Genomic DNA, 25,716 nt, shown 5'->3' on the forward strand with positions numbered 1-25,716 from the left:
TTATGTTATTAACGGAAGCTTTATGGTAAATGTGCTTCCTTTATCTTTTTCACTTTCTACTTTTACATGACCTTGGTGGTCATCTACAATTCGTTTAACATACGCCAGACCAAGACCATGACCTTTAACGTTATGTATATTTCCAGTGTGTTCTCTATAAAATTTTTCAAACACACGCTTTTGGGCAGCTTTACTCATTCCGCTACCATGATCTTTTATTTTTAACAGAATGTTGGTTCCAACATTTTCTGTGTACACTTCAATTTCTGGTGCTTGTGGCGAATATTTAATCGCATTATCCAGAATATTAACTATCACATTGGTAAAATGTGTTTCGTTAGCCAAGACTGAAGATTTTTCTGCTTCAAGAAAAGTTTTTATATGTCCTTTTCTGTCTTCAACAATCAATTCTACATGCGTAATGGCATCGTTAATTAAATCGTGTAACTTAACTCTGTCTTTACTAATGTTAAGTTCATTTTTTTCTAGTTTAGATATTCTTAATACGTTTTCAACCTGTGCATGCATCCGCTTGTTTTCTTCTTTTATCATATTAAGATAACATATCACCTTTTCTTTATCATCAATAATTTTAGGATTTTTAATCGCATCAAGAGCTAAGTTTATAGTAGCTATTGGTGTTTTAAATTCATGTGTCATGTTGTTAATAAAATCTGTTTTTATTTGCGAGATTTTACGTTGTTTAACTAACTGATACAAGGCACTTGAATATGCTAAAATTATAATAGATGTAAAAATTACAGATAAAAATATCATTCCTATTATGGATGATAAAATAAATTTATTATCATCAGGAAAACTTACCCAAAGCTTATAATTACTTTGATTGTTTTCATCATAAAAAATAGGCACATTATAGGTTGATTCTAAATTTTTTTCAAAACCATCGCTATGCACTTTAGTAGCTAAATCATTTCCATAAATGGCAAATTCAAAATTTAAGTCAATTTTATCTTCTTTAAGTTTTTTACTTAAAAGACTTGAAATTTGTTCTTTTGTTACGCGCTGATATACAGGTAATGTTTTTGTATAAGCTTTAAAGGTTTTCTCAAAATAGTTTCTTTCTGCATCTAGCAATCTGCCACTGTTTATAATATTAACAATGGGTGACTTTTTTAAATCTTTATTAGAAATATCATCATTTTTATAAACTTCAAGATTTGAGCTTCCAATGATACTTTTAATATTAGAACTATCTATTCCAATGTCAAAGAGCGATGAAGATAATTTATAGTTCTCTTCTAAAACTCCACTTTTATATATAAGTGTTTCTTTTGTATTGTTATTCTGTTGATAAATAAACAATTGCGAAACTGAAACTGAATCAACATCTTTATCACTTATTAATTTTTGATACTTTTCAAAATATGTATCTAATTCATTGTCCTCAATTGCATTGGAAACGTAACTCAACGCTTTTTTTACGTTGAATTCAAATCGTTCCTTTTCATTCTTAACAGAATCTTTAATATAATATGCCTGAACAAATATGATTCCTATAAGAGACATACTCATTAATAGAACCAATAGGACAAATATTCTCTTGCTCATTGTTCAAAATTAACATTTTAACATTTAGCTATCTTGCGTTTTAACCTTACATTAACAAAAATGTTAAAATTTAAGAATTATTAAACATTTTCAAGAATTTTCTTATGTATTTTAGCTACTTGTTTTTTTGTTTTTTCTAGTTCTGAATTTATAATTACAAAATTAGAAAGCTTTGTTTTTTCCTCGTCACTCCATTGATTTTTCATAATAGCCTCAATCTTTTCCAAAGAGGTATTGTCTCTATTTAATAGACGTTTTATTTTTAATTCTTTTGGTGCTGTTACTGTAATTACATAGTGGCATTGCTTATAACTGCCATTTTCAAACAAAATAGCAGCTTCTTTAATAACATATGAAGATTGTTGCTTTAAGACCCACTTTTTAAAATGAATGCCAACTTTTGGATGTATTATTGCATTCATTTTTTCTAAGCATGCTTTATCATTAAAAATGGTTTTTGCAATAAATGGTTTATTTAATATTCCATTTACGTATGCATCATCACCAAACAAAGTAATAAGTTTTCTTTTAATAATTTTTGATGAAGACATTAATTTTTTAGCCTCTTCATCTGCAATATAAACAGGAACTCCTAAAGCATGAAACATGTTTGCCACGGTTGTTTTACCACTTCCAATACCGCCTGTAAGTCCAACTATTTTCATGTTTTTTAGTGATTGCTTATTCAGTTATAATAAACTCAATATGTTGCTGATTAATTTTAGCTGTTTTAACCTTATTGGTAATTTTATTTAACTCTGGTAACAAAAATGTTTGACTGTTATTAACTTTACTAAAATCGCAGATTACTTTAAAATCTTTAGCAGAAATTTCATTAAAGTTATTTAGACTAGTATAATAAATAACATTAATAGTTTTTGGGAAATATTTAATACTCAAACTATCTGGAATATTTATTAATATGATTGGCACTTTTAAACTTCCTTCAGTAAATTTTTCAACTTTCAAGCTTAAATTTACTTCTTCATTTGAAAAAATTAAATCCTTATTGTTTTTTGGGATTTTTAGTTTCACAACCTTTAAAATATCTGATTTTATATTTTCTAAAGCAATTTTTTCAATTTCTATACTTTTAATATTAACTAACATGTCATTTGGTCCAACTATTTGAATGGAATCTGGTTCAACTTTAATAGAATTAAACGCATCAAAACCTGGGCTAAAACTAATTTGATCACTAACAATTACAGGAACTTTTTTTATCAAATTTACATCATATTTAAAATAAAGTTCATCAGGACTCACATTAAGTAATTCTACTTGATTTCCAAATTCGGACTCACTATTAATAAAAACTTTAGATTTATCCCAAATATATTGAGCTCCTTTTCTTTTAACATCTTTTGAAAAATCTATAGTTATTTCTGGCTTAGACAGATAGTATTTAAGCCAATTAAACCCATGTGTTCTTAAAGTAATGTTTAGCTTAGTATTTGAATCATTTAAGATAACATATTCCTTAGGAACATTAATTTTATTAATAGTAAAAACAATTGTGTTAGTATATTCCTTTGATAATTTTGAGAAAATTAAAATTAAAAATGACAGTAATAAAAATAAAAAAAACACATTAATTTTTTTGTTCTTAATGCCTGTAATAATATTTCTTTTTAATTTTTTTATCATTTTAATTTAAAAAATAATTCAGGGAAAATCGTTTCAGGACTTTTGTTTCTATTCAGCAATATCATGACATTCGATTTTAAAAACCCATAACCATAACCCAAAAATTGAACTAAAATTGCCAATAATGTAAGTAATGACACCATTAAATTTTTAGTTGACATTAAAGCCAAAATAAAAGCTATAATAAAGTACAATATAAAAATGAATAAGACCCATTTAATATTTATTAAAAATAAAGCTAAAGCAGCTAAAAAGCCTAAACAAAATAATGAAGGAAACCAATAAGTGATTTTTTTTGTGCTTGGATGCCAAAGGTTTAAAATAGGTCTAACCTTTCCAAATTTATATACTTGTTTATAAAAATTTTGCCACGAAATGCGCCTTTTATGAAACACATAAGCTTCAGGTATTAATTTTGTTTTATAACCTAAATTCCAAAGTCTAATGGTTAAATCTGGATCTTCTCCTGGGTGAATTCTTCCAAAACCTTTTGAATCTTCAAATGCATTTTTAGAAATCCCCATATTAAAACTTCTTGGTTGAAATCTGTCCACACTATTTTTATTTCCACGAATGCCACCTGTTGTGATGAATGACGTCATAGAAAAATTTATGGCTTTTTGAAGATTTGTAAATGATTCGTGTGCTGTATCCGGACCACCAAAACAATCTACATAATCTGATTTTAAACTTTTGGAAACCTCATCTAAGTAATTAGATGGCAAAATACAATCTGAATCTAAAATGATAAAATAATTTCCCTTGGCATGTTTCATTCCATAGTTTCTGGAATCACCAGGACCTGAATTTTCTTTAAAAAAATATGAAATATTGAGCTTTTCTTTAAAACCCTCAACTAAATCCTTAGATGAAATATTAGAACCGTCTTCAACAATTACAATTTCATAATTTTCTATGGTTTTTAACTCTGTGAAACTTTGCAAAAGTTCATGTATTTCGTCTGGACGATTAAAAACGGGTATAATAAATGAAAACTGTAGTTGCATATCACAAAAGTAACTAATCAAAACAAAAAAGCCACCTTTAAAAAGTGGCTCTTTTTATCTGTTTAAAAAATATTTTTATTCACCTACAAAGGTGCTCATAACGGCATCACTCACACCCATATTACTAAAACCACCATCGTTATAAAGGTTTTGTAAAGTAACACGTTTTGTAAGGTCGCTAAATAATGTTACGGTATAATTTGCACAATCTAAAGCTGTAGCATTACCAAGTGGAGACATTTTATCTGCATAAGCAATAAAACCATCAAATCCTTTTACGCCACTTCCTGCAGTAGTAGGTGTTGGAGATTGTGAAATCGTATTTACACGAACCTTTTTATCTCTTCCAAAGAAATACCCAAAACTACGTGCAATACTTTCTAAATATGCTTTATTATCAGCCATATCGTTATAATCTGGAAATACACGTTGTGCAGCCATATAACTTAACGCCACAATACTTCCCCACTCGTTCATAGCATCTGCTTTATAAAGCGTTTGCATTACTTTATGAAATGACATTGCAGAAACGTCTGTTCCTTTTTGTGTCCATTCATAATTTTGATCTGTATAATGTTTACCTTTACGAACGTTGATAGACATTCCAATTGAATGCAAAACAAAATCAATTTTACCGCCAAGAATTTCCATTGATTTAGCTACTAAATTTTCTAAATCTTCTATAGATGTTGCGTCAGCAGGAATAATTTGAGAACCTGTTTTTTCTGCTAATTCGTTAATTTGCCCCATACGCATAGCTACTGGCGCATTTGTTAAAACAAACTGACCTCCTTCTTCATGAACTCGTTCAGCAGTTTTCCAAGCAATTGAATTTGAGTCTAAAGCTCCAAAAATGATTCCTTTCTTTCCTTTTAGTAAATTGTATGACATATTTAATTTAAGTTTATATATATTGGAATAATAATTCTATTTCGGGTTCAAAGATACTAATTAATTAAGTAATTCTTTAGCATGTGCTATAGCAGAAGATGACATTTCAATGCCTCCCAACATTTGAGCTATTTCAACAATGCGTTCATCATGATTCAACTTCATCAAGTTGGTTGTTGTAACCTCATTAATATCTTCTTTATATACTTTAAAATGCGTGTGTCCTTTTGCTGCAATTTGAGGTAAATGAGTAATAGAAATTACCTGCATGGTTTTACTCATAAGCAACATAATATCTCCCATTTTATTAGAGATTTCACCAGAAACACCTGTATCAATTTCATCAAAAATAATGGTTGGTAATTGAATATATTTTGAAAGTACCGATTTAATAGCCAACATAATTCTAGACAATTCACCGCCCGAAGCAGCCTTTTTCAATTCATTAAACTGTCCGCCTTTATTGGCAGAAAACAAAAAGGAAAGTTCATCTTTTCCATTAGAATAAAAACTATCTCCAAAAACACAGTCAATTTTGAATTGTGCATTTGGCATACCTAAACTACTTAAAATAGTTTCTAATTGAGTAATTAAATCTGGTATAGCATTTTTTCTGTTATTATTAATTTCTTCAGCTATAGCATTTAATTGAATCGTTTTTAATTCAATTTCCTTGCTTTTCTTTTGAATAGTATTATCCAAGTTTTCTGTGATGGATACTTTTTCATCTAAATCATTCTTAATCTTTATAAGTTCTGAAATATCACTAGCTGCATGCTTTTGCATCAAATTATTAATTTTTAATAATTTGGAATTGACTTCTTCTAAACGCTTAGGATCCGCTTCAATAGTATCATGCATTCTGTCTATTTCCCTGTAAACATCATCCATTTCTATAAAACTACTCTCTACTCTATTAAATAAGTCATCATATTTTGTAGAATAGCCTTTTAATTTCAAGAAATTATTTTTTAATTCCTTAAGCGAATTCAATACACCTATTTGCTCATCATTTAAAAGTAGATATGACTCAGATAATTTTTCTTTTATAGCTTCTACGTTACTTAAAGTTTCATATTCTTCTTCAAGTAATGCAAGTTCTCCTTCAATAAGATTTGCTTCTATTAATTCATTTAACAAAAATGAATTATAATCGTGTTCTTTTATCGCCTCAGCCTGAAAAACCAATAATTCCTTAAGTTCTTTTTGAAGTTTTTTAAAATCTTTTAATTCTAATTTATACTGCTGAAGGATTTCATCATTTTTTGCCAAGGCATCAATAACCTGAAACTGAAACTCATTACTTACCAATTGCATGGTTTGGTGTTGTGAATGAATATCGATTAAACGCTCACCAATGATTTGTAAATTATTAAGATTAACAGGCGAATCATTAACAAATGCTCTAGATTTTCCCGATGGTAAAATTTCTCTTCGTATGATTGTTTGATCTTCATAATCGCAATCTTCGGCTTCAAAAAGTGATTTAAGATTATAATTGGACACATCAAAAACTGCTTCAATAATACATTTTTGAGAGGTGTCTTTTAAACTGCTTAAATCTGCGCGTTTCCCAAGAATTAAAGATAGACCACCTAATAGTATTGATTTTCCAGCACCTGTTTCTCCTGTTATTATTGAAAGTCCATTATTGAAATCAACATGAAGATTATCAATTAAAGCGTAATTCTGTATGGATAGTGAGGTTAGCAACTTTGGTAAACAGGTTTAAAAATTATGAAAACTAAATATAGTTGAGTTTTAAATTTAAAACAACTTAAAACTTAATATTTCTCCATTTACTAGCATAGGTTGGAGCAACTTTTTGTAAGGTTTCTTGAACACTGGCAATATTCACGTTTGGACCATCGCTAAAAATCTGTTCAATTTCATCAGATTTTGCATCAAAAAAAGTACGCAAAAGAAATGAATTTGGCCTTCTGCTATTCATGGTTTCAAACTGTTTTAAAGCAGCTGCAATTTGTTCTTTTCCTTGTTTTGCATTTTCACTCATAATATCTAACCCATCTCTATGATAACTGTACATAACATCTCTATACTCTTTAAATGTAGGAGATAATATGTTGTCTATCAAAGCAAATCTACTTTGCAAACCATCTTCAAGTTTCCATCCTTTATAATTTTCTTGTTGAGAATAATTCACAATAGTTTGTGCTTGTTTTAAATACACATCTCCTCCATTTTCAGAAAAAGAATCTGCATCTAAAGCCAAAACCATATAAACATGAAATGCAATGGCAGATACTAAATTTGATTCAAATTGAGTAGGGTTAAAAATGAGGTTTTGAAATTCTAAATACCTGAAAGTAAAATCTTTATCGTTAACATTATAAAGAGGTGTACTGTATGAAGAACCGTAAACTGGTCTTGAAGATTGCACTTGAATTGTTCCTTGAAACGCTTCGACACTATAATCGCTTATGCTTATAACCATGCTACAATTGATTCTTTCTTGCGGTGCAAAAACTCTATTAGTCCACTTGGTATTATTAACAAACTCGGTTAATTGCTTTTCTAAAGTTTTGAAAATAGTTAAGTTTTCATTTCCTGTTTGTTGAGCATTCACTACAACACTACAATTAAGTTCTTGAGAAAAACTTGTTAAACTCAAAGAAAGAAATAAAATAAATAAGATGTTACGCATTAATTTGTTTTATAATTTCATTCATTAAATCTTTAGCAACGTCTGCTTTAGATTTTAATTGAAATTCGTTTACTTTTTGTTTATCATCAATAAAAGTGACTTTATTGGTGTCTGATTTAAAACCTGCACCTTTATCGTTTAACGAATTTAAAACAATTAAATTTAAATTCTTAGTTTTTAATTTTCCTTTTGCATTTTCTAATTCGTCATTAGTTTCCAACGCAAAACCAACTAAATATTGTTTCTTTTTAATAGCTCCTAAAGACGCTAAAATATCTTTAGTTTTTTCTAATTCTAACGTTAACGTATTTTCTTTCTTTTTTATTTTTTGAGAAGCAACATGTTTTGGCTTAAAATCGGCAACAGCAGCAGAAAGTATGGCAATATCTATATCATTAAAATAGCTATGAACCGCATTATACATGTCATCGGCAGAAATAATAGGTACTATTTTAATAAAGCTATGAGAAATGGTTTGCGAAGTTGGTCCAGATATTAAAATAACCTCAGCACCTAAATTTGCAGCTTGTTTTGCTATTTCAAAACCCATTTTCCCACTTGAATGATTGCCAATAAACCTTACTGGATCAATGGCCTCGTAGGTTGGACCTGCTGTAATAAGTACTTTTTTACCTTTTAGAGGAAGTTTGTCTAAAATATCATGTTCAAGAAATGACATAATATCTTCTGGCTCTGACATTCTACCTTCACCCACTAATCCACTCGCTAATTCTCCACTAGTTGCAGGAATCATAATGTTTCCAAAACTTTTTAATACATTAAAAGACCGTAGAGTGGTTGGATGCTTATACATATCTAAATCCATCGCCGGAGCAAAATACACTGGGCATTTAGCTGACAAATAAGTTGCTAATAATAAATTATCGCAAACACCATTTGCCATTTTAGATAATGTATTTGCTGTGGCTGGAGCTATGATCATTAAATCTGCCCAAAGCCCTAAATCTACATGACTATTCCACACATCATTATCATCATCCTCTGAAGTAAATGATGAGAAAACCGGATTTTTTGAAAGTGTTGATAAGGTTAAAGGTGTAACAAATTCTTTTGAAGTTGGTGTCATCACAACTTTTACGTTGGCTCCAGCTTTCACAAATAACCTAACTAATGAAGCTGTTTTATAAGCGGCTATACCGGCACTAATGCCTAAAAGTATATTTTTGCCGCTTAATATTGACATGGTGAAATTATTCCTGAGTTTCTTCCTCAGTATTTCTAAAATAAATTTTATCTGTTAGCCATTCTTGAACAGCTAATGCATGAGGTTTTGGCAATTTTTCATAAAATTTAGAAACCTCAATTTGCTCTTTATTTTCAAAAATTTCTTCAAGACTATCATTGTAAGTAGCAAACTCTTCTAACTTATCAATTAATTCTTTTTTAATTTCTGAGTTAATTTGCTCAGCACGTCTAGAAATTATTGATATAGACTCATAGATGTTTTCTGTAGCTTCATCTATTTGGTTTCTGTCATACGTAATTGTATTTACAGGAGCGTTGGTTTTTTTTAAATCTATCTTCATTATATATTAGCTTTATTGCTGTAATTTTTTAATTCTTCCTCAATTTTGTTAGACATTGCATTTACCTCTTCAATATATTTAGAATTTGAATAGGATTTTTTAAATGCATCTGCACTTGCTTTAGCAGCGTTCAATCTAAATTGTTTTTTATATTCTACACTATTGGTTGCCAATTTGTAAGAAGCATCCAATTTATAAAATAAAGCATCTTCTCGCAAAGTTGAACCTGGAAATTCAAATATAAAATTATCAAATGATTTTATTGATGCTTCATAATCTGAAATATGGTCGTATTGCTTTGCTATACTAAATGCCTTCAATTCTAATTTATAATCTAGCTCTTTAACTAAGGTATTAGCTTCTGGCACATATTCTGAGTCTGGAAACAAGTTTATAAATTCCTGAAGTTTTTCAATAGCTTGTTTAGTCTCTTTTTGATCTTTAGTATAAACAGGAGATAACATATAATTACTCTTGGCACTTAAAAAAGAGGCTTCTGCTAGTTTTTCACTTTTTGGATAACTAGATGCAAAACGTTCAAATTGATAACCTGCTATGTAATAATCTTTCATTTTATAAAATGATTGAGAATACAAATACATTAATTTTTCTGCTTGTGGTTTACCTCTGTAATCTGGAACAATTTGAGCAAAAAGTTTATTGGCCTTTTCGTATTTGCCCTCATTATACAAGTCTTCACCTAACTTAAATTTTGTAGCAGTATCTTCAGATTTTAAGGCCTTTTGATATTCGCTACAAGAACTAAAAGTTAATAACACTATTAATATATAGATATACTTCTTCATAAATTGAAAAACAGTTTGCAAAATTAAGGTTTTAATATGGATTTTAAAAATATTATTTTAAGGCTAAAATAAACCTTGATTTATGGCAATCATAGTGTTTAAGTAATATTTAACTTTTATTTAAAAGTTATCAATAAAACTCTTGATTTTTTGTTTTAATTTATCTGAAGCAGGAACCAATGGCAATCTAACTGTATCTTGGCACAGGTTTAAAGCTTCAAAAACAGCTTTAATACCTGCTGGATTATTCTCTTCAAAAATATATCCGGTAACGTCCATTAATTTATAATGAATACTGTAAGCTTGTTTTGCTTCACCTTTTAACCCCAATCTAATCATATTTGAAAACTCCTTGGGAAATGCTTGCCCAATTACAGAAATAACACCAGCTCCACCTGCTAATACAACTCCTAGCGCTAAATCGTCATCTCCAGAGATAACAAGAAAATCTTCAGGTTTGTCTTTTAATAACTTTAAATATTGAGCAACATTATTACCTGCCTCTTTAACTGCAATAACATTTTTAAAATCCTTTGCCAACCTAAGGGTTGTTTCTGGTTCCATGTTTTTTGAAGTTCTACCAGGAACATTATACAAAATAACATCAATTGGTGAAGCTTCTGAAATAGCTTTAAAGTGTTGATATAAACCTTCTTGTGTTGGTTTGCTGTAATATGGAGATACGGATAAAATGGCATCAAAAATACTTAAGTCAGTCTCTTTTATTTCTTCAATAACCTGAGCTGTATTATTCCCACCAATACCTAAAACCATAGGTACTCTTCCCTTATTTGCTTTAGCTATAGTTGCAATAACATCCTTCTTTTCTTGTTTAGTTATAGTTACACTTTCTCCTGTTGTACCACAAATAACAAGATAATCTGTCCCATTTTCTACATTGAAATTTACAATATTGGTTAGAGCATCATGATCAATACTTAAATCTGATTTAAAAGGTGTAACCAATGCGACTCCCGTACCTAGGAATTTACTATTCATTTTTAATTTTTTTTAATATAGTTAAGTATTTAATGAGTTCTTTTTTAAATACGTTGAATTCTTTTAAATTGGTTTTTATTATTAAATCATTCAGACGAAAATCTGTTTGCAAAATGCCTATTTTAAATTTTGCATGAGATAAAGCTGTTAATAATTTTAGCTCTAACTCATCCTGAGTATAATAACTTATTAAAGCATCAAATTCAGTATCCAAAAAAGTCTTTAATTCAATATTTTTTATAGTTCCATTCCAACCAAAATCTTTATTGAAAAAGCAAGCATCCCAAGAATTTTGTTCTTTTTTATCGCTACTTGAATACGCTATTACTTTTAAATCCTTTGGAAGAACATTTAATTCTTTTGACAATCCTCTAAACAATTCAAAGTCATCAATTTCATCAATATGAATAATAACCCCTAAACTTTTAATCTTATGTTCGCTAACATTAATGTTGCGAATTGATAACATTTTGTTCAAGTACTTTTTCTTAGATTTTTCTTTAAAAACCTTTAAAATCATATATCTTTATGCTTTGTGCAAATGTAACAAAAGTCCATTCAAAATTATTCGTTTTATATATGAGGTTTACACATTTCATCTTTTTGTTAAATATTTTTATTTTTTTTGGTTGCAAACAATATGATATACACCCATACAGAATTGAAGGAAAACAAATTTCAATAAATGATAGTCTACAAACAGATTCTGATATTGATAATTTCATAAAACCATATAGAGAGCATATTATTAAAGATTTAGATAGTGTTTTGGCTTACTCAGCAAATACTTATTCAAAAACAGATGGAGAATTTAATACAGCCATTGGTAATTTTATGGCCGATGCCGTTTATGATCAAGCAAATCCTGTTTTTAAAGCTAGAACTGGAAAAGATATAGATATGGTGATATTAAATCATGGAGGTATTCGTTCAATTATTTCAAAAGGTAATATTACTACTAAAACAGCTTTTGAACTTATGCCCTTTGAAAATACTTTGGTAGTTGTAGCTCTTAAAGGAACTCAAATTGATAGTTTAGTTAGTTATTTATGTAGAAGTAAAAAAGCCCATCCTATCTCAAAACTCAAATTGACGATTGACAAGGATTTTAAAGTTGTTGATGCCACCATAAAAGGCCATAAAATTGATGGCTCTAAAACGTATTACGTGACAACGAATGATTTTTTATATAATGGAGGTGATAATATGACCTTTTTTAAACCAAATGACAGTTTGTATGATTTAAATTATAAAATCAGAAATGTTCTTATAGATTACTTTAAAAAAGTTGACACCATTAGTCCTGTAATTGATGATCGATTTATTCAAATTAAAAAATAGCACAATAAATGAAGCGTAGAGATTTTATACAAAAAACATCGGCGGGAACTGCATTAATAACATTAGGAAATTTAAGTTTATCTTCGTTCACAACCTCCTCTGAAATAAAAAAAATCACTATTCTTCATACTAATGATGTGCATAGTCATATTGATCCTTTTGGACCTGAAGATGGAAGAAACGCCAATAAAGGTGGTGTTGCAAGAAGAGCAAGTTTGATTGAATCTATTAGAAAAGAAAATCCAAACACACTATTATTAGATGCTGGTGATATTTTTCAAGGTACTCCATATTTTAATTATTATGGAGGAGAACTTGAATTCAAGCTTATGAGTATGCTTAAGTATGATGCAGCAACTATTGGAAATCATGATTTTGACAATGGTGTGAATGGCTTATATGCGCAATTGCCACATGCTAAATTTGAGTTCATTTCATCAAATTACAATTTCTCAAATACAGTGATGGACACTCACGTTAAACCCTATAAAATATTTATAAAAGAAGGGATTAAAATTGGCATTTTTGGTTTAGGTATAGAACTAGAAGGTCTTGTTGACAAATTAAATTATAAAGAAACCAAATACCTTGACCCCATTGAAATTTCCCAGGAAATGACACGTATTTTAAAAACCGAGGAAAAGTGCGACCTCATAATTTGTTTATCGCATTTAGGCTATAACTATAAAAATGAAACAGATAAAATAAGTGATTTAAAACTTGCTGAATCTACAAAAGATATTGATTTAATTATTGGTGGGCACACTCATACCTTTTTAAAGAAACCAACTATTGTAAAAAATATAGAAGGCAATAATATGCTAGTAAACCAAGTAGGTTGTTATGGAATAAACTTAGGGAGAATTGATTTTTATTTTGATTCATCAAAAAATGTTTCTGCAAACGGAACCTCAATTATTGTTTAAGCTAAAATATTGTTTGCCGGCAATTTGTCTTCTTTTATCTCCTCTTTTTTATAGCTTTTATTATACTCAATAATAAAATTGAATAAATAGAATAATCCTAAAATATGTAATATTCTATCTAACATTAAAAAGCTCCAGTGATATACATAATATTGACTTATATAATTCAATAAATCACTAAACATAAAGCATAAAGTCATTATTAAAAACAAAATTGTCTGCCTACTCTCAGAATTTAAATAGACTCCAAAAGCAATAATAACCAAAACAATTAAAGAAATACTTTTAATTCCAAATAAAAATAACTCTAAGCTATCCGGTATAATACTTTTTAATACACCGTACACTACATACAAAAAGAACATGTTTATAAGTAATACTATTGTTAAATAAATTGCTATTATTTTATTAAACTCTTCAAATTTAAATTTTGGGATTATAAAACTTAATAAACACAAATAGCTTAAAAAGTACATAATACTTGATGCTTTTAAAAATATTTCATTTGAAAAAAACATAGAGGATGAATCTCCTAAAAATGAGTATAAAAAGAATAAAATAAATGGAATGTTATTGAACTTATTATTTATAAAAAAGAAAATTAAAAAAACAGGAATAAATAACGGTTTTGTAGATTGTAAAAACAGAGCATCTTCGCTAACAGCTCCAATTATATTCAATACAATCAAAAGAAACAATGCTCCAACAAATACTTTGTTTAAACTAAATAAAAGTAAACGTTTCATAATTCAATAACATAAGTAGGTTACTCAAATATAAAAATAAAAAATACTTTACCGATATAATTATATGTTTTATCGATGAAATACACTTTTCACTGAATCTTTTAAAAAATAATTTAATTTAAGAAATGAATTAACTTTTTGAACGACAAAACTTTAAACCTGATAATATGAAAAAATATACTCCTTTAGTATTGAGGTTAATAGTATCAATCATTCTAATTCAAACATTACGCTTTAAATTCACTACCCATCCAGATAGTGTTTACATATTCACAAAAATAGGCTTAGAACCTATTGGAAGAATTAGTATTGGTATTGTTGAATTGATTGCAAGTATTCTATTATTAATTCCCAAAACAGCTTGGGCTGGTTCTCTTATTGCCTTAGTCGTTATTGGAGGTGCCATTATGATGCATTTAACGCAATTAGGAATTGCTGTAAATAATGATGGAGGCACTCTTTTTATAACTGCGGTTATTACCTTTTTGCTCTCAGCAATTATTTTGGTGATTTACAGAAAAAATATTCCTTTTATTAATAAATATCTTTAATTATTGATCTGATGAAATTGGTTAATTTCTTCATTATTAAAGCTTGATTGCTGACAATAAAAGTAAAAAGCCAATAGTGTTAGTGAAGTAGAAATGAAATTCAATAAATTTTGCTGGTCTACATACATATAAGCCACACCAATTACTTCTGAAAAAACAATAGCTAAAGAACCCAAAAACATAAATAAAGATTTTCTGTCATCTTTATAAAAATAAGCAAGTAAAGATGACGAAAGAACCAATAACATGGACACATTATAAATAATTTCAACAAAATATTCATTCGTCATTTCTACATATGGATTAACAATAACCTGCAAAACATAAGCTATATAAACATTAAGCCCCATCAAGACAATTATATGTAACTTAAAATTCTTTATAATATGCAAAAATGAAAGTGATCTCAAAATTTTTACCAAAAGCACTAAATAGGCAACTATATAAACACCATTTCCAATGTAGTAGTAATAAGAATACGGAATAAAATCATTATCAAATTTAGCACTCAAACCAATTAAGTCTGCAATTGAATAACATATCAAAAAGAGAGAGAAAAACAATTCTGGTTTAGGGTTATTTATAAAGTAAGTTAAAGTAATTAAGGGTAATAATATAGCATCTAAAGAAGCGGCAAAGTAATTACTGCTATTAAACTGAAATGCAACAAAACTTATATAAACCAACAACACTAACCCAACCATAATTTTTGACTTACTCATGACTATAATTTTATAGTTAAAGCACAAATATATAAAAAAAAACAAATAAACGATAAAAAAATACTTTTTATCGATATTTTTTTAACATTATTCTATTTTTTGTAAGAATTCTTTTTCAGAAATAATCAAAATATTTAACTTCTCTGCCTTCTGTCTCTTACTTGGCCCCATATTATCACCAGCAATAATAAAACTTGTTTTTAAAGATATTGAACTACTCACTTTGCCGCCATTATCTTCAATTAGTTTTTTAAGTTCATCTCTCGATAATGTTTCAAAAACCCCAGAAACTACAATACTTAACCCTTTTAGTTTATCTGTTTGCTCTTTTAATTGATCTGCCGAAATTTCTAATTGCAGTCCAAATTGTTTTAATCTCTCAATAATCAAAACGTTTTTTTCCGATTTAAAAAACTCTTGAACACTCTCAGCAATTTTAACTCCTATTTCATCAACATTAATTAAATCATCCTGAGAAGCATTTGCTAAAGCATCGACGTTTTTATAATGTTTAGAAAGTTTTTTTGCAACAGTTTCACCCACATAACGAATTCCTAAAGCGTACAAAACACGTTCAAAAGGAATATTAATAGATTTCTTAATGCCTTCTATTAAATTATCCGCACTCTTTTCAGCCATTCTTTCCAAAGGGATAACTTGCTCTTTGGTTAATTCGTACAAATCAGAATAATTACTGATAAGACCCGCATTAACCAATAAAGTCACAGTTTCTCCACCAAGTCCCTCAATATCCATCGCCTTTCTAGAAATAAAATGTTGAATTCTACCAATAATCTGCGGTTTACAACCATTATAATTAGGGCAATAATGTTGTGCTTCTCCTTCTTGCCTTACCAGTTCTGTATGACATTCCGGGCAATGTGTTATATATTCTGTAGGTTTTGAATCAGGTAATCGCTTACTGAAATCGACAGCAATGATTTTAGGGATAATTTCACCTCCTTTTTCAACAAAAACCTCATCTCCTACTCTTATATCAAGTTTTTCAATTTGATCTGCATTATGTAAAGAAGCCCTTTTTACAATGGTGCCAGCTAACTCAACAGGTTCTAAATTAGCAACCGGAGTAATAGCTCCTGTTCTGCCAACCTGATATGAAATACTATTTAATTTGGTTGAAACTTGTTCGGCCTTAAACTTATAAGCTATTGCCCAACGAGGTGATTTTGCTGTATAACCTAATTCTTCTTGTTGTTGTAAACTATTTACTTTAATAACAACACCATCTGTTTCAAAAGGTAAATCATGACGATGAACATCCCAATAATCAATAAACTCAAAAACCTCATCTAACGAACTTACAAGTTTTGCGGCTTTTGGCACTTTAAATCCCCATTGTCTTGCTTTTTCTAAACTTTCAAATTGAGTTTTTACACCAAGATTGGCTCCGGTTAAATTATACAACAAACATTCAAGCGGACGTTTTGCAACTTCTGCACTATCTTGCAACTTTAAACTTCCTGAAGCTGTATTTCTAGGATTTCTGTAAGGTTCCTCTCCTATTTCAATACGTTCTTCATTCATTTTATTAAAACCTTCAAAAGGCAAAACAATTTCACCACGAATATCAAATTTAGAAGGAAAATCACCTTTCAGCTTTAAAGGAATCGATTTTATGGTTTTTATATTAGCTGTTACATTATCTCCTTGAAAACCATCACCTCTGGTTAAAGCTCTAACTAAAATTCCATTTTCATAAGTTATACTAATAGAAGCACCATCATATTTAAGCTCACAGGTATATTTAATGTCTCCATCAATTAGCTTTTTAGTTCTAATTTCCCAGTCTTTTAAATCGTCTTTTGAATACGAATTATCTAAAGAATACATTCGAAACTCATGAGGTATTGTTTCAAAATTCTTGATTATTTCTCCTCCAACTCTTTGAGTTGGTGAATTTGCATCGAAAAATTCAGGATGTTTAGCTTCTAAATCCTTTAGTTCCTTAAGTTTTATATCAAATTCAAAATCAGAAATGGTTGGTGTATCAAGAACATAATAATTATAGTTATGTTCGTTTAATTCATTTCTAAGCTGATCTATTTGCTGTTTTATACTCATTATTAAATTTGTTCCTTATTTAACCACTTAGGAATTGATACCGCTTTATAGTTATTCATTTTATCTAATAAACCTTCAATTGTTGTATCAACAACTAATGCATCAAAATTAGCTTGTTTTAAAAATCCTTTTTTAACCATACTGAGAGCCAATGCTATTAAATCATCATAAAACCCATTAATGTTTAAAATTCCAATAGGTTTTGAATGTAATCCTAATTGTCCCCAAGTTGTAATTTCAAAAAATTCATCCATTGTACCAAACCCACCAGGAAGAATAATAAAACCATCACTTTTATCATACATTATTATTTTTCTTTGGTGCATGTTTTCCGTAACAATTAGCTCTGACAGGTTAGGATGATAAACTTCCTTTAATTTTAAAAATTCCGGAATCACGCCTATAGTTTTCCCTTTATTATCTATAACTCCTCTAGCTACTTGTCCCATGACGCCAATTTTTGCAGCACCATATACTAAAGTAATTTCTTTTTTAGCAAACTCAACACCTAAACTATAAGCTTGAGAAATAATATAATCATCATTCCCTTCGCTACTACCGCAAAACACAGATATTGATTTCATGCTTTTTTAGTTCCTTTTATCATTCTGTCCTTTTTGAAAATATCCTGCTTTAATTCAACATCATAAAAATTATGCTCTTTTAATAATTGTATCATTGGATTTCCAAGATACTCATTGATTTCAAAAAACAAAGAACCTTCATCCTTTAAATTATCAACAGCCAATTGTGTAATGGCTTTATAAAATTTCAATGGATCTTCGTCATCAACAAACAATGCCAAATGGGGTTCATTATCTAAAACATTAGCTTTCATTTGTTCTTTTTCCAACCCACGAACATAAGGTGGATTAGACACTATGATATCAAACTTTAAATTTTTAAAATCCGGATGCCATGTTTTTGAGTTTAATATACTAGCTTCAATAAACTCAATATTTACATGATTTAATTCAGCATTTTGGGACGCTGTTTTTAACGCATCATTACTAACATCGAGAGCAAATACCTGAGCATTTGGCAAATTCTTAGCTAATGAAATGGCAATACAACCACTACCAGTTCCTATATCTAAAATACTAAGTTTATTTTTTGATGTTGAAAGATTGTTCAAAATCCATTGAACCAACTCTTCTGTTTCAGGTCTTGGTATTAATACACTTGGATTTACTTTAAATGGCAATCCATAAAATTCAGTTTCTCCTAATATATATTGAATGGGAATATTTTTCTTTAAAGCATTTAATCCTTCAAGAATAGGCTGATATTCTTCATTGGAACAAAGTTGTTCAGGACTTAATGCAAATTTAAGTCGGTTTAAACCCAAATAAAATTCAATAAGAATATAAAAGAAATTATCTATTTCTTCAACTTCATACAATCCCTTTAATTCACTTTGGAATAATTCCTTAATCCTTTTTAATTTCATAAATCTTTAATCATCCAAACACCACAAGAAAAATGTCCTGTATTTCCTAAAGCGCCTTCTAAATGTTTAAAACCAAAAGATTCATAGATATGTATAGCAGCTTTTAATTGTGATGCCGATTCCAAATAACACTTTTTATATCCTAAATCCTTGGCAGTTTGCATACATTTTTCAAACAAAAGCTTACCATAACCATTTCCTCTAACTTTTGGAGAGAAATACATTTTTTGAATTTCGCAAACATCATCAGCTTCAAAATCTTTTAAAGGTTTAACGCCACCACCACCAAGCACCTCACCATCTGACTCAATTACAAAATAAATATCGTTTTCATTCTGAAAAGACTCAAACATTCTAGGTGTTTCCTCATCTTCATAAGCGGTTCCTACCAATGGAATTTTAAATTCATGAAAACATGCTCTAATAACACTCTCTATTTGAGCATTATCACCAGGTTGAATTTCTCTTATAATGATATTGTTATTACCCATTTTTTAATCTTATTTTTGCGATGTGAATATACATGAAAAATACATAAAAAGGTGTATAGAAATTGCTAAAAATGGCTTAGGAACAACACGCCCAAATCCTATGGTTGGTTGTGTTATTGTACTAAATAACGCTATTATTGGAGAAGGATTTACAAGCAAGTACGGTGGAGCACATGCCGAAGTTAACGCTATTAATTCTGTTGAAGATAAATCGCTTTTAAAAAAAGCTACATTATACGTTACACTCGAACCTTGCAGTCATTACGGAAAGACTCCTCCTTGCAGTGATTTAATAATCTCCCATAAAATTCCTAATATAGTTATTGGATGTATTGATGACAATGAAAAAGTTGCAGGCAAAGGCATTGAAAAACTAATGAATTCAGGTTGCCATGTTACCATTGGAGTTTTAGAAAAAGAATGTAAAGAGCACCATAAACGCTTTTTTACATATCATAATAAAAAACGCTCATATATTATTTTGAAATGGGCAGAAACAGCTGATGGTTTTATAGCACCAAAAACTAAAAACGAACAAAAACCTGTTTGGATTACCAATGAATTTTCTAGGCAATTAGTGCATAAATGGCGAGCCGAAGAACAAGCAATTTTAGTTGGCGTCAACACCGTTTTGCAAGACAATCCCAGTTTAACAGCTAGAGATTGGACAGGCGAAAATCCAATTCGTATGGTTTTAGATAAAGACAATTCACTTTCTAAAAGCTTTAATGTTTTTAATAACGAGGCAAAAACCATCGCTATAAATAATAACGAAATAGACTTTTCAAGAAATATTGCTCAGCAAATTTGTTCTGTTTTATTTGAACATGAGATAACATCTGTTATTATTGAAGGTGGAACTAAAACATTACAAACCTTTATTGATGAAAACTTATGGGACGAAGCCAGAATTTTTACTGGAAATTGTTATTTCAATGAAGGCGTGAAATCCCCAACTTTTTCAGGAAAATTGGTTTCTGAAACAAAAATTAAAGAAGACATTCTTAAAATTTACACAAATGATTAAAAGTATAGTTTTTGATTTTGGAAACGTATTCTTAAATCTTGACATTGATGGAGCTCTTCAAAATGCTCTCAACCTTTTTAAACTTAAAAATTTTCCAGAGGAAATGACTGCTGTCAATTCACTTTACGAGCAAGGTTTAATTACTACAGAAGAATTTATTGAGTTTTATTCGGACAACTTTCCAAACATTCCAGAAGAAACACTTATTGATAATTGGAATTTCATGCTAAAAGACTTTCCTAATCACAGGTTAGAGTTTTTAACAGAACTAAAAAAATCTTCAAAATACAAACTCATACTTTTAAGCAACACCAACGAAATTCATATTAATTGGGTAAAAGAAAACATTCCATTTTATGAGAATTTTAAAAACTGTTTTGATGAATTTTATTTATCGCATGAAATAATGTTGAGAAAGCCCAATGAAGACGTTTTCCAATTTGTATTAAAGGAAAATAACCTTGAAGCAAAACACACCTTGTTTATAGATGACAATTCAGACAATATAAATTCTGCAAAAAAATTAGGTTACCAAGTTTGGCATATAAATCCAGAAAATGAGGATGTAACTACACTTTTTAAGACTAAAAAAGAATTATTTTAAAAGGTTTGACCGAAAAAGACACATATAAAACTATTGAAAACCCTTCAGAAGAAATTTTGTTTAAAGACAAAAACAGTAAGTTTTTTGGATATGCTTTTCCAGTATTAAATGAAGACGAGGTAAAAGACCATTTAATCGACCTTAAAAAAAAGCATCATTCGGCAAGACATTGGTGTTATGCGTATCAAATAGGAACTGATACAATTTCATTTAGAGCAAATGATGACGGCGAACCTAACAATACTGCAGGCATGCCTATTTACGGGCAAATACAATCGTTTGAAGTTACTAATATTTTAATTGTGGTGGTTAGATACTTTGGAGGAATTAAATTAGGCGTTGGCGGATTGATAAATGCCTACAAAACTACTGCTCAACTAGTTCTAGAGAATACCTCTATCGTAGAAAAAACCATTAACATTGATTACCTAATTACTTTTGATTACAAAAACATGAATAAGGTAATGCGCATTATAAAAGAGAAAAATTTAGAGGTTATAAATCAGAAGTTAGAATTAAATTGTCAGATAACTATTTCTGTAAGAAAAAAAGATTCCAATTTGATCTTTGAAACGTTTAATAATGTCTTTGAAGTATCAATTAAGATAATTTAAATTAATTCTCAATAACGTCTAAAATGTATTGAGGCGCCCTAACCGGCCTATTTGTTTTCATGTCAACAAACGCTAAAATAACACTAGCCGTAGCAATGATTTCCCCTGCTTCATCCGTGATTTCATATTCAAATTCTATCTTAGCTGTAGGCCTGTTTTTTAGTTGAGTTTTCACATTAATTACATCATCATAACATGCTGGTTTTTTAAAGTTTAACATCATTGAAACAACAGGAAGTTTAATACCGCTATCTTCCATTTTTTTATAAGAAATCCCCAATTTTCTCAACCATTCAATACGTCCCATCTCTAGATATAATGCGTAATTTCCATGATGAACTACCCCCATTTGATCTGTTTCACCGTAACGAACTCTAATTTGTATTTCATCAAATTTTAATTGGTTTTTCATCGAATAATATATAAGTATTTTAAAAAAAAAATTGTACTTTCGGATAGTTGATAAACATGAGGATTTTTTTCTTAATATTCAATAGCAAATGATTTTTTTTTTAAGAATTTTGTTCACATATTTGTCACACTAATGGGATTGAGAATTTACTTCTCTGTTTAATAACTAACTAACAAACCATAAAACAAAATTAATGAGTATAACTGCGCAATCGGTATGGAATAATTGTCTAGAATTTATAAAGGATAATATACAACCGCAAGCATATAAAACTTGGTTTGAACCAATTATAGCAGTTAAGCTTGCAGATAACGCATTAAGCATTCAAGTACCTAGTAAATTCTTTTATGAATGGCTTGAAGAGCATTATGTGAAAATTCTAAAGGTATCATTAACAAAAGAGTTAGGCGAAAAGGCTAAACTTGTTTACATCATTAAAATGGAAAACACGTACGGCAATAAACAACCATTTACAGAAAAGATACCAAGTTCTAATCGAACTGCGGTTAAATCTCAAGAAGTAGATATACCTCTTAATAACAAAAATCCAGAATTAAGGAATCCTTTTGTTATTCCAGGAATTCGTAATGTAAAAATTGAGTCTCAACTAAATCCAAATTATAGTTTTGAAAATTTTTTAGAAGGTGATTCAAACCGTTTAGCCAGAAGTGCTGGTTTAGCTGTGGCTTCGAAACCAGGCGGAACTTCATTCAATCCATTATTGATTTTTGGTGGAGTTGGTCTTGGAAAAACTCATTTAGCGCATGCTATTGGTGTTGATATTAAAGATAAATATCCTGAAAAAACGGTTTTATATATTTCTGCTGAAAAATTTACTCAACAATACATTGATTCTGTAAAGAAAAATAACAGAAATGATTTTATTCATTTTTACCAAATAATAGATGTTCTAATTATTGACGATGTCCAGTTTCTTTCAGGGAAATCTGGAACACAAGATGTATTTTTCCATATTTTCAACCACTTACACCAAAACGGTAAACAGGTTATTTTAACAAGTGACAAGGCACCTGTTGATATGCAAGATATAGAACAACGATTATTATCTCGTTTTAAATGGGGACTATCAGCTGAATTGCAAAATCCAGATTTTGAAACAAGAGTTTCTATTTTGAAAAACAAATTATATCGTGATGGTGTGGAAATGCCTGATGATATTATTGAATTTGTTGCAAAAAACATTAAAAGTAATGTTAGAGAACTTGAAGGTGCTATCATTTCATTAATAGCTCAATCTTCATTCAATAAAAAAGAAATTACGCTTGACCTTGCTAGACAAATAGTTGAAAAGTTTGTAAAAAACACAAAACGTGAGGTTTCAATAGACTATATCCAAAAAGTGGTTTCAGATTATTTCCAAATGGATATTGATACGTTACAATCTAAAACCAGAAAACGCCATATTGTACAAGCCAGACAATTAGCTATGTTTTTTGCAAAAAAATTCACAAAAGCATCATTAGCTAGTATTGGTTCCCAAATAGGAAAAAGAGATCATGCAACCGTACTTCACGCTTGTAAAACAGTAGACAATTTAACTTCAACCGACAAGCAATTCAGAAAGTATGTTGAAGATATAAGTAAAAAACTATCTGTTTAAATCTTTTTTGTAATGATTAAAATTTTAATGGTATGCTTAGGGAACATTTGTCGATCTCCCTTAGCTGAAGGCATTCTAAAATCAAAACTACCTAGCAATAAATTTATAGTGGATTCGGCAGGAACAGCCAATTATCATGTGGGTAGCCAACCAGATAGAAGGTCAATTGCTGTTGGCAAAAAGTATGGGATTGATATTTCTAATTTAAAAGGCAGACAATTTAACATTAAAGACTTTGATGCCTTTGATTACATATATGTCATGGATGAATCCAATTATCAAAATGTTATTTCAATAGCTAGAAACGAAACTGATAAAAATAAGGTAAAATTTATTTTAAACGAAGTTTATCCCAATCGAAACTATGACGTACCAGATCCTTATTATGGTGGTGAACAAGGCTTTGAAAATGTTTATAAAATGCTAGATGAGGCGTGTACTATTATTGCCGATTCGTTGGTTTAAAATATTCTTCTGCTAAATATTTAGTACTTTTAAACTCTAAATTCTTAAAAATAAAAACATCTTATGAATACTGGAAAAGGAAAACTTTATCTTATACCAACCACTTTAGGCGATAATGAGCCTTTGGAAGTTCTTCCGATTTCAGTAAAAAAAATTATAGAAGAAACTGATGTCTATATTGTTGAAAATGAAAAAACAGCAAGACATTTTATAAAAAAAATTAACCCTAAAAAAGTACAAGCTACTTTAAAACTTTTTCCGCTTAATAAATTTACAGATAAAAGTTTATTACCTGAATATTTAGAGCCTTGCTTGAAAGGCACTAATATTGGTCTATTATCTGAAGCTGGCTGCCCGGGAGTTGCTGATCCTGGAGCTGATATTGTTAAAATTGCTCATCAAAAAAACATAAAAGTTGTTCCTTTAGTTGGTCCTTCTTCCATTTTGATGGCTCTTATGAGTTCCGGTATGAATGGGCAAAGTTTTGCTTTTAATGGCTACTTGCCAATTGATAAAGATGAAAGAAAAAAAGAAATTAAACATTTAGAAAGAATTTCTTCTGATCAAAATCAATCTCAAATTTTTATAGAAACTCCTTACAGAAACAACAAATTGCTTGAAGATTTATGCAATACATTAGATGCTAACACATTAATCTGTGTCGCATGTGATATTACTTTGTCAACAGAATTTATCAAAACCCAAACTGTAAATTCATGGAAAAAAAATATTGTAGACCTTCATAAAAGACCTACAATATTTATTATTCATAAAAACTAACTGTTTTTTTAAACTGAAGTCGCTTTTGCGTTTTTATTTGGCTTCAAGAAAGACGTATCATAACCAGAAAACTTTTTCATGTAATACTCAATGGTCGTACCATAAGCATCTTCAAAATTTTCAGTTCCATAACTTCTTAAATAATCCTTCACGCTACCTGCACCAGCTAAATGAGCCGCTGCTAAAATACCAGATTCTGTAATTGCAATTCCATTGATTTTCTTACCAACAAAATTTTTAATGTCTCGTCTTAAAATCCACTTATTACGCTCTGCATTTGCTATAAAAGCACGCTCTTGAAGTTCAGGATCTTTCAAAAATTCTTCAGAATCATGAATTCCAATTAACTTTAAGGTAGCTTTCCCAAATTGATATTTACCTAAATAACCTAAAGTATTTACCGTAAAATAATCTCCTCGAGACTCTTTAAAAGCTAAAGCTTCTTTAAATCCTACAAATGATTTCCCCAAAAAAGGTGAATATGATTTGTTTGCGTTCAACAATGCTAAGTCACTAGTTTTAGTTCCTGCATCTTGGCTTACCGTGTAATTTAACACTAAACCTGCCGTAGAGTACTTGCTTGAATCAATCGCTTTATTTGATGAAAGCGAAACATACAATAAAATGCATATTGTAAGTGATACTATTAAATAACTTGCAATATTTTTTTTCATAATGTTTAAATTTCTTCAGCATATTTTAACAAAAAAATGCCTGAAAATTTCAGCGTGCAAAATTAGACATTTTTTT

The 25,716-nt window shown here is 29.4% G+C and carries 29 protein-coding genes; 9 read left to right on the forward strand and 20 right to left on the reverse strand.

Going from position 1 to position 25,716, the window contains the following annotated elements; all coding sequences use genetic code 11:
• From V8G69_RS12620 to V8G69_RS12675, 12 genes are all read right to left on the reverse strand, one after another.
• Complete coding sequence (locus V8G69_RS12620; protein ID WP_394882363.1) at positions 1-1,572, reverse strand: sensor histidine kinase; 1,572 nt, start codon at positions 1,570-1,572, stop codon at positions 1-3.
• Positions 1,573-1,652: 80 nt separating this feature from the next.
• Positions 1,653-2,237: a dephospho-CoA kinase gene (gene coaE, locus V8G69_RS12625; protein WP_394882364.1), complete on the reverse strand. Its 585-nt coding sequence runs from the start codon at positions 2,235-2,237 to the stop codon at positions 1,653-1,655.
• A 16-nt stretch (positions 2,238-2,253) separates the two neighbouring features.
• A complete protein-coding gene (locus tag V8G69_RS12630; protein ID WP_394882365.1) occupies positions 2,254-3,219 on the reverse strand; it encodes a CdaR family protein in 966 nt (321 codons plus the stop codon).
• A complete protein-coding gene (locus V8G69_RS12635) occupies positions 3,216-4,226 on the reverse strand; it encodes a glycosyltransferase (protein ID WP_394882367.1) in 1,011 nt (336 codons plus the stop codon). The genes V8G69_RS12630 and V8G69_RS12635 overlap by 4 nt, the downstream gene beginning before the upstream one ends.
• A 75-nt stretch (positions 4,227-4,301) precedes the next feature.
• Positions 4,302-5,117: an enoyl-ACP reductase gene (locus V8G69_RS12640; RefSeq protein ID WP_394882368.1), complete on the reverse strand. Its 816-nt coding sequence runs from the start codon at positions 5,115-5,117 to the stop codon at positions 4,302-4,304.
• A gap of 60 nt (positions 5,118-5,177) precedes the next feature.
• On the reverse strand, positions 5,178-6,830 hold the full coding sequence (recN, locus tag V8G69_RS12645; RefSeq protein ID WP_394882369.1) for a DNA repair protein RecN: 1,653 nt from the start codon (positions 6,828-6,830) through the stop codon (positions 5,178-5,180).
• A 64-nt stretch (positions 6,831-6,894) separates the two neighbouring features.
• The gene (locus V8G69_RS12650; RefSeq protein ID WP_394882370.1) at positions 6,895-7,782 is read right to left on the reverse strand and encodes a DUF4835 family protein; all 888 of its coding nucleotides are present in this window, start codon (positions 7,780-7,782) and stop codon (positions 6,895-6,897) included.
• Positions 7,775-8,986 (reverse strand): bifunctional phosphopantothenoylcysteine decarboxylase/phosphopantothenate--cysteine ligase CoaBC, encoded by a 1,212-nt coding sequence (gene coaBC / locus V8G69_RS12655; RefSeq protein ID WP_394882372.1) that lies wholly within the window; start codon positions 8,984-8,986, stop codon positions 7,775-7,777. Before coaBC ends, V8G69_RS12650 begins: the two co-directional genes overlap by 8 nt.
• Positions 8,987-8,993: 7 nt before the next feature.
• Complete coding sequence (locus V8G69_RS12660) at positions 8,994-9,323, reverse strand: DNA-directed RNA polymerase subunit omega (RefSeq protein ID WP_394882418.1); 330 nt, start codon at positions 9,321-9,323, stop codon at positions 8,994-8,996.
• 5 nt (positions 9,324-9,328) lie between these two features.
• Positions 9,329-10,135: an outer membrane protein assembly factor BamD gene (locus V8G69_RS12665; RefSeq protein WP_394882374.1), complete on the reverse strand. Its 807-nt coding sequence runs from the start codon at positions 10,133-10,135 to the stop codon at positions 9,329-9,331.
• A 120-nt stretch (positions 10,136-10,255) separates the two neighbouring features.
• Positions 10,256-11,134 (reverse strand): 4-hydroxy-tetrahydrodipicolinate synthase, encoded by an 879-nt coding sequence (dapA, locus tag V8G69_RS12670; RefSeq protein ID WP_394882376.1) that lies wholly within the window; start codon positions 11,132-11,134, stop codon positions 10,256-10,258.
• Positions 11,127-11,654 (reverse strand): DUF6913 domain-containing protein, encoded by a 528-nt coding sequence (locus tag V8G69_RS12675; RefSeq protein ID WP_394882378.1) that lies wholly within the window; start codon positions 11,652-11,654, stop codon positions 11,127-11,129. The genes dapA and V8G69_RS12675 overlap by 8 nt, the downstream gene beginning before the upstream one ends.
• A gap of 59 nt (positions 11,655-11,713) precedes the next feature.
• Here V8G69_RS12675 and V8G69_RS12680 point away from each other — a divergent pair, with 59 nt between their 5' ends.
• The gene (locus V8G69_RS12680) at positions 11,714-12,475 is read left to right on the forward strand and encodes a 5'-nucleotidase C-terminal domain-containing protein (protein ID WP_394882380.1); all 762 of its coding nucleotides are present in this window, start codon (positions 11,714-11,716) and stop codon (positions 12,473-12,475) included.
• 8 nt (positions 12,476-12,483) lie between these two features.
• Positions 12,484-13,401, forward strand: coding sequence for a bifunctional metallophosphatase/5'-nucleotidase (locus V8G69_RS12685; protein WP_394882382.1), 918 nt, complete (start codon positions 12,484-12,486; stop codon positions 13,399-13,401).
• Here V8G69_RS12685 and V8G69_RS12690 read toward each other — a convergent pair.
• Complete coding sequence (locus tag V8G69_RS12690) at positions 13,398-14,147, reverse strand: hypothetical protein (RefSeq protein WP_394882384.1); 750 nt, start codon at positions 14,145-14,147, stop codon at positions 13,398-13,400. The genes V8G69_RS12685 and V8G69_RS12690 overlap by 4 nt on opposite strands.
• Before the next feature lie 167 nt (positions 14,148-14,314).
• On the opposite strand from V8G69_RS12690, the gene V8G69_RS12695 reads away from it, so the two are divergent.
• Entirely contained in the window at positions 14,315-14,698 is a 384-nt protein-coding gene (locus V8G69_RS12695) for a DoxX family membrane protein (RefSeq protein ID WP_394882386.1), read from the forward strand.
• Here the strand turns inward: V8G69_RS12695 and V8G69_RS12700 are convergent.
• The 5 genes from V8G69_RS12700 to V8G69_RS12720 all read right to left on the reverse strand — a co-directional run bounded on the left by V8G69_RS12700 (position 14,695) and on the right by V8G69_RS12720 (position 19,443).
• The gene (locus V8G69_RS12700; RefSeq protein ID WP_394882388.1) at positions 14,695-15,420 is read right to left on the reverse strand and encodes a hypothetical protein; all 726 of its coding nucleotides are present in this window, start codon (positions 15,418-15,420) and stop codon (positions 14,695-14,697) included. The genes V8G69_RS12695 and V8G69_RS12700 overlap by 4 nt on opposite strands.
• 87 nt (positions 15,421-15,507) lie before the next feature.
• Positions 15,508-17,502: an NAD-dependent DNA ligase LigA gene (gene ligA / locus V8G69_RS12705; RefSeq protein ID WP_394882389.1), complete on the reverse strand. Its 1,995-nt coding sequence runs from the start codon at positions 17,500-17,502 to the stop codon at positions 15,508-15,510.
• 2 nt (positions 17,503-17,504) lie between these two features.
• On the reverse strand, positions 17,505-18,086 hold the full coding sequence (locus tag V8G69_RS12710) for a TIGR00730 family Rossman fold protein (RefSeq protein ID WP_394882390.1): 582 nt from the start codon (positions 18,084-18,086) through the stop codon (positions 17,505-17,507).
• Positions 18,083-18,952 carry a peptide chain release factor N(5)-glutamine methyltransferase gene (gene prmC / locus V8G69_RS12715; RefSeq protein WP_394882391.1) on the reverse strand — a complete coding sequence of 290 codons (870 nt, stop codon included), beginning with the start codon at positions 18,950-18,952 and terminating at the stop codon, positions 18,083-18,085. Before prmC ends, V8G69_RS12710 begins: the two co-directional genes overlap by 4 nt.
• Complete coding sequence (locus V8G69_RS12720) at positions 18,949-19,443, reverse strand: GNAT family N-acetyltransferase (RefSeq protein WP_394882393.1); 495 nt, start codon at positions 19,441-19,443, stop codon at positions 18,949-18,951. Before V8G69_RS12720 ends, prmC begins: the two co-directional genes overlap by 4 nt.
• Positions 19,444-19,465: 22 nt before the next feature.
• Here V8G69_RS12720 and ribD point away from each other — a divergent pair, with 22 nt between their 5' ends.
• Genes ribD through V8G69_RS12735 form a run of 3 tightly spaced genes read left to right on the forward strand, consistent with a single transcriptional unit; the run spans position 19,466 to position 21,688 of the window.
• Entirely contained in the window at positions 19,466-20,470 is a 1,005-nt protein-coding gene (gene ribD, locus V8G69_RS12725; RefSeq protein WP_394882394.1) for a bifunctional diaminohydroxyphosphoribosylaminopyrimidine deaminase/5-amino-6-(5-phosphoribosylamino)uracil reductase RibD, read from the forward strand.
• Positions 20,463-21,074 carry an HAD family hydrolase gene (locus V8G69_RS12730; RefSeq protein ID WP_394882395.1) on the forward strand — a complete coding sequence of 204 codons (612 nt, stop codon included), beginning with the start codon at positions 20,463-20,465 and terminating at the stop codon, positions 21,072-21,074. The genes ribD and V8G69_RS12730 overlap by 8 nt, the downstream gene beginning before the upstream one ends.
• Positions 21,075-21,079: 5 nt before the next feature.
• The gene (locus V8G69_RS12735; RefSeq protein WP_394882396.1) at positions 21,080-21,688 is read left to right on the forward strand and encodes an IMPACT family protein; all 609 of its coding nucleotides are present in this window, start codon (positions 21,080-21,082) and stop codon (positions 21,686-21,688) included.
• A 1-nt stretch (position 21,689) separates the two neighbouring features.
• Here V8G69_RS12735 and V8G69_RS12740 read toward each other — a convergent pair whose 3' ends face one another.
• Positions 21,690-22,100 (reverse strand): acyl-CoA thioesterase, encoded by a 411-nt coding sequence (locus V8G69_RS12740; protein ID WP_394882397.1) that lies wholly within the window; start codon positions 22,098-22,100, stop codon positions 21,690-21,692.
• A gap of 193 nt (positions 22,101-22,293) precedes the next feature.
• Here V8G69_RS12740 and dnaA point away from each other — a divergent pair, with 193 nt between their 5' ends.
• The 3 genes from dnaA (at position 22,294) to V8G69_RS12755 (ending at position 24,966) form a co-directional block, all read left to right on the forward strand.
• Entirely contained in the window at positions 22,294-23,721 is a 1,428-nt protein-coding gene (gene dnaA, locus V8G69_RS12745; protein WP_394882398.1) for a chromosomal replication initiator protein DnaA, read from the forward strand.
• A gap of 12 nt (positions 23,722-23,733) precedes the next feature.
• The gene (locus V8G69_RS12750; protein ID WP_394882399.1) at positions 23,734-24,186 is read left to right on the forward strand and encodes a low molecular weight protein-tyrosine-phosphatase; all 453 of its coding nucleotides are present in this window, start codon (positions 23,734-23,736) and stop codon (positions 24,184-24,186) included.
• Between the two features lie 63 nt (positions 24,187-24,249).
• Positions 24,250-24,966 (forward strand): SAM-dependent methyltransferase, encoded by a 717-nt coding sequence (locus V8G69_RS12755; RefSeq protein WP_394882401.1) that lies wholly within the window; start codon positions 24,250-24,252, stop codon positions 24,964-24,966.
• Positions 24,967-24,974: 8 nt separating this feature from the next.
• Here the strand turns inward: V8G69_RS12755 and V8G69_RS12760 are convergent, their stop codons facing one another.
• Positions 24,975-25,640: a peptidoglycan-binding protein LysM gene (locus tag V8G69_RS12760; protein WP_394882402.1), complete on the reverse strand. Its 666-nt coding sequence runs from the start codon at positions 25,638-25,640 to the stop codon at positions 24,975-24,977.
• Positions 25,641-25,716 lie beyond the last annotated feature (76 nt).

Origin of the sequence: Gaetbulibacter sp. M235 (assembly GCF_043876835.1) — a bacterium.
Taxonomy (GTDB): Bacteria; Bacteroidota; Bacteroidia; order Flavobacteriales; family Flavobacteriaceae; genus Yeosuana.

What these genes read in the sequence shown, in the direction of transcription:
- V8G69_RS12620 (WP_394882363.1), bottom strand. Translation starts at nt 1,572, where the DNA reads ATGAGCAAGAGAATATTTGTCCTATTGGTTCTATTAATGAGTATGTCT.
- coaE (WP_394882364.1), bottom strand. Translation starts at nt 2,237, where the DNA reads ATGAAAATAGTTGGACTTACAGGCGGTATTGGAAGTGGTAAAACAACC.
- V8G69_RS12630 (WP_394882365.1), bottom strand. Translation starts at nt 3,219, where the DNA reads ATGATAAAAAAATTAAAAAGAAATATTATTACAGGCATTAAGAACAAA.
- V8G69_RS12635 (WP_394882367.1), bottom strand. Translation starts at nt 4,226, where the DNA reads ATGCAACTACAGTTTTCATTTATTATACCCGTTTTTAATCGTCCAGAC.
- V8G69_RS12640 (WP_394882368.1), bottom strand. Translation starts at nt 5,117, where the DNA reads ATGTCATACAATTTACTAAAAGGAAAGAAAGGAATCATTTTTGGAGCT.
- V8G69_RS12650 (WP_394882370.1), bottom strand. Translation starts at nt 7,782, where the DNA reads ATGCGTAACATCTTATTTATTTTATTTCTTTCTTTGAGTTTAACAAGT.
- coaBC (WP_394882372.1), bottom strand. Translation starts at nt 8,986, where the DNA reads ATGTCAATATTAAGCGGCAAAAATATACTTTTAGGCATTAGTGCCGGT.
- V8G69_RS12665 (WP_394882374.1), bottom strand. Translation starts at nt 10,135, where the DNA reads ATGAAGAAGTATATCTATATATTAATAGTGTTATTAACTTTTAGTTCT.
- dapA (WP_394882376.1), bottom strand. Translation starts at nt 11,134, where the DNA reads ATGAATAGTAAATTCCTAGGTACGGGAGTCGCATTGGTTACACCTTTT.
- V8G69_RS12675 (WP_394882378.1), bottom strand. Translation starts at nt 11,654, where the DNA reads ATGATTTTAAAGGTTTTTAAAGAAAAATCTAAGAAAAAGTACTTGAAC.
- V8G69_RS12680 (WP_394882380.1), top strand. Translation starts at nt 11,714, where the DNA reads ATGAGGTTTACACATTTCATCTTTTTGTTAAATATTTTTATTTTTTTT.
- V8G69_RS12685 (WP_394882382.1), top strand. Translation starts at nt 12,484, where the DNA reads ATGAAGCGTAGAGATTTTATACAAAAAACATCGGCGGGAACTGCATTA.
- V8G69_RS12690 (WP_394882384.1), bottom strand. Translation starts at nt 14,147, where the DNA reads ATGAAACGTTTACTTTTATTTAGTTTAAACAAAGTATTTGTTGGAGCA.
- V8G69_RS12695 (WP_394882386.1), top strand. Translation starts at nt 14,315, where the DNA reads ATGAAAAAATATACTCCTTTAGTATTGAGGTTAATAGTATCAATCATT.
- V8G69_RS12700 (WP_394882388.1), bottom strand. Translation starts at nt 15,420, where the DNA reads ATGAGTAAGTCAAAAATTATGGTTGGGTTAGTGTTGTTGGTTTATATA.
- ligA (WP_394882389.1), bottom strand. Translation starts at nt 17,502, where the DNA reads ATGAGTATAAAACAGCAAATAGATCAGCTTAGAAATGAATTAAACGAA.
- V8G69_RS12710 (WP_394882390.1), bottom strand. Translation starts at nt 18,086, where the DNA reads ATGAAATCAATATCTGTGTTTTGCGGTAGTAGCGAAGGGAATGATGAT.
- prmC (WP_394882391.1), bottom strand. Translation starts at nt 18,952, where the DNA reads ATGAAATTAAAAAGGATTAAGGAATTATTCCAAAGTGAATTAAAGGGA.
- V8G69_RS12720 (WP_394882393.1), bottom strand. Translation starts at nt 19,443, where the DNA reads ATGGGTAATAACAATATCATTATAAGAGAAATTCAACCTGGTGATAAT.
- V8G69_RS12730 (WP_394882395.1), top strand. Translation starts at nt 20,463, where the DNA reads ATGATTAAAAGTATAGTTTTTGATTTTGGAAACGTATTCTTAAATCTT.
- V8G69_RS12740 (WP_394882397.1), bottom strand. Translation starts at nt 22,100, where the DNA reads ATGAAAAACCAATTAAAATTTGATGAAATACAAATTAGAGTTCGTTAC.
- dnaA (WP_394882398.1), top strand. Translation starts at nt 22,294, where the DNA reads ATGAGTATAACTGCGCAATCGGTATGGAATAATTGTCTAGAATTTATA.
- V8G69_RS12750 (WP_394882399.1), top strand. Translation starts at nt 23,734, where the DNA reads ATGATTAAAATTTTAATGGTATGCTTAGGGAACATTTGTCGATCTCCC.
- V8G69_RS12755 (WP_394882401.1), top strand. Translation starts at nt 24,250, where the DNA reads ATGAATACTGGAAAAGGAAAACTTTATCTTATACCAACCACTTTAGGC.
- V8G69_RS12760 (WP_394882402.1), bottom strand. Translation starts at nt 25,640, where the DNA reads ATGAAAAAAAATATTGCAAGTTATTTAATAGTATCACTTACAATATGC.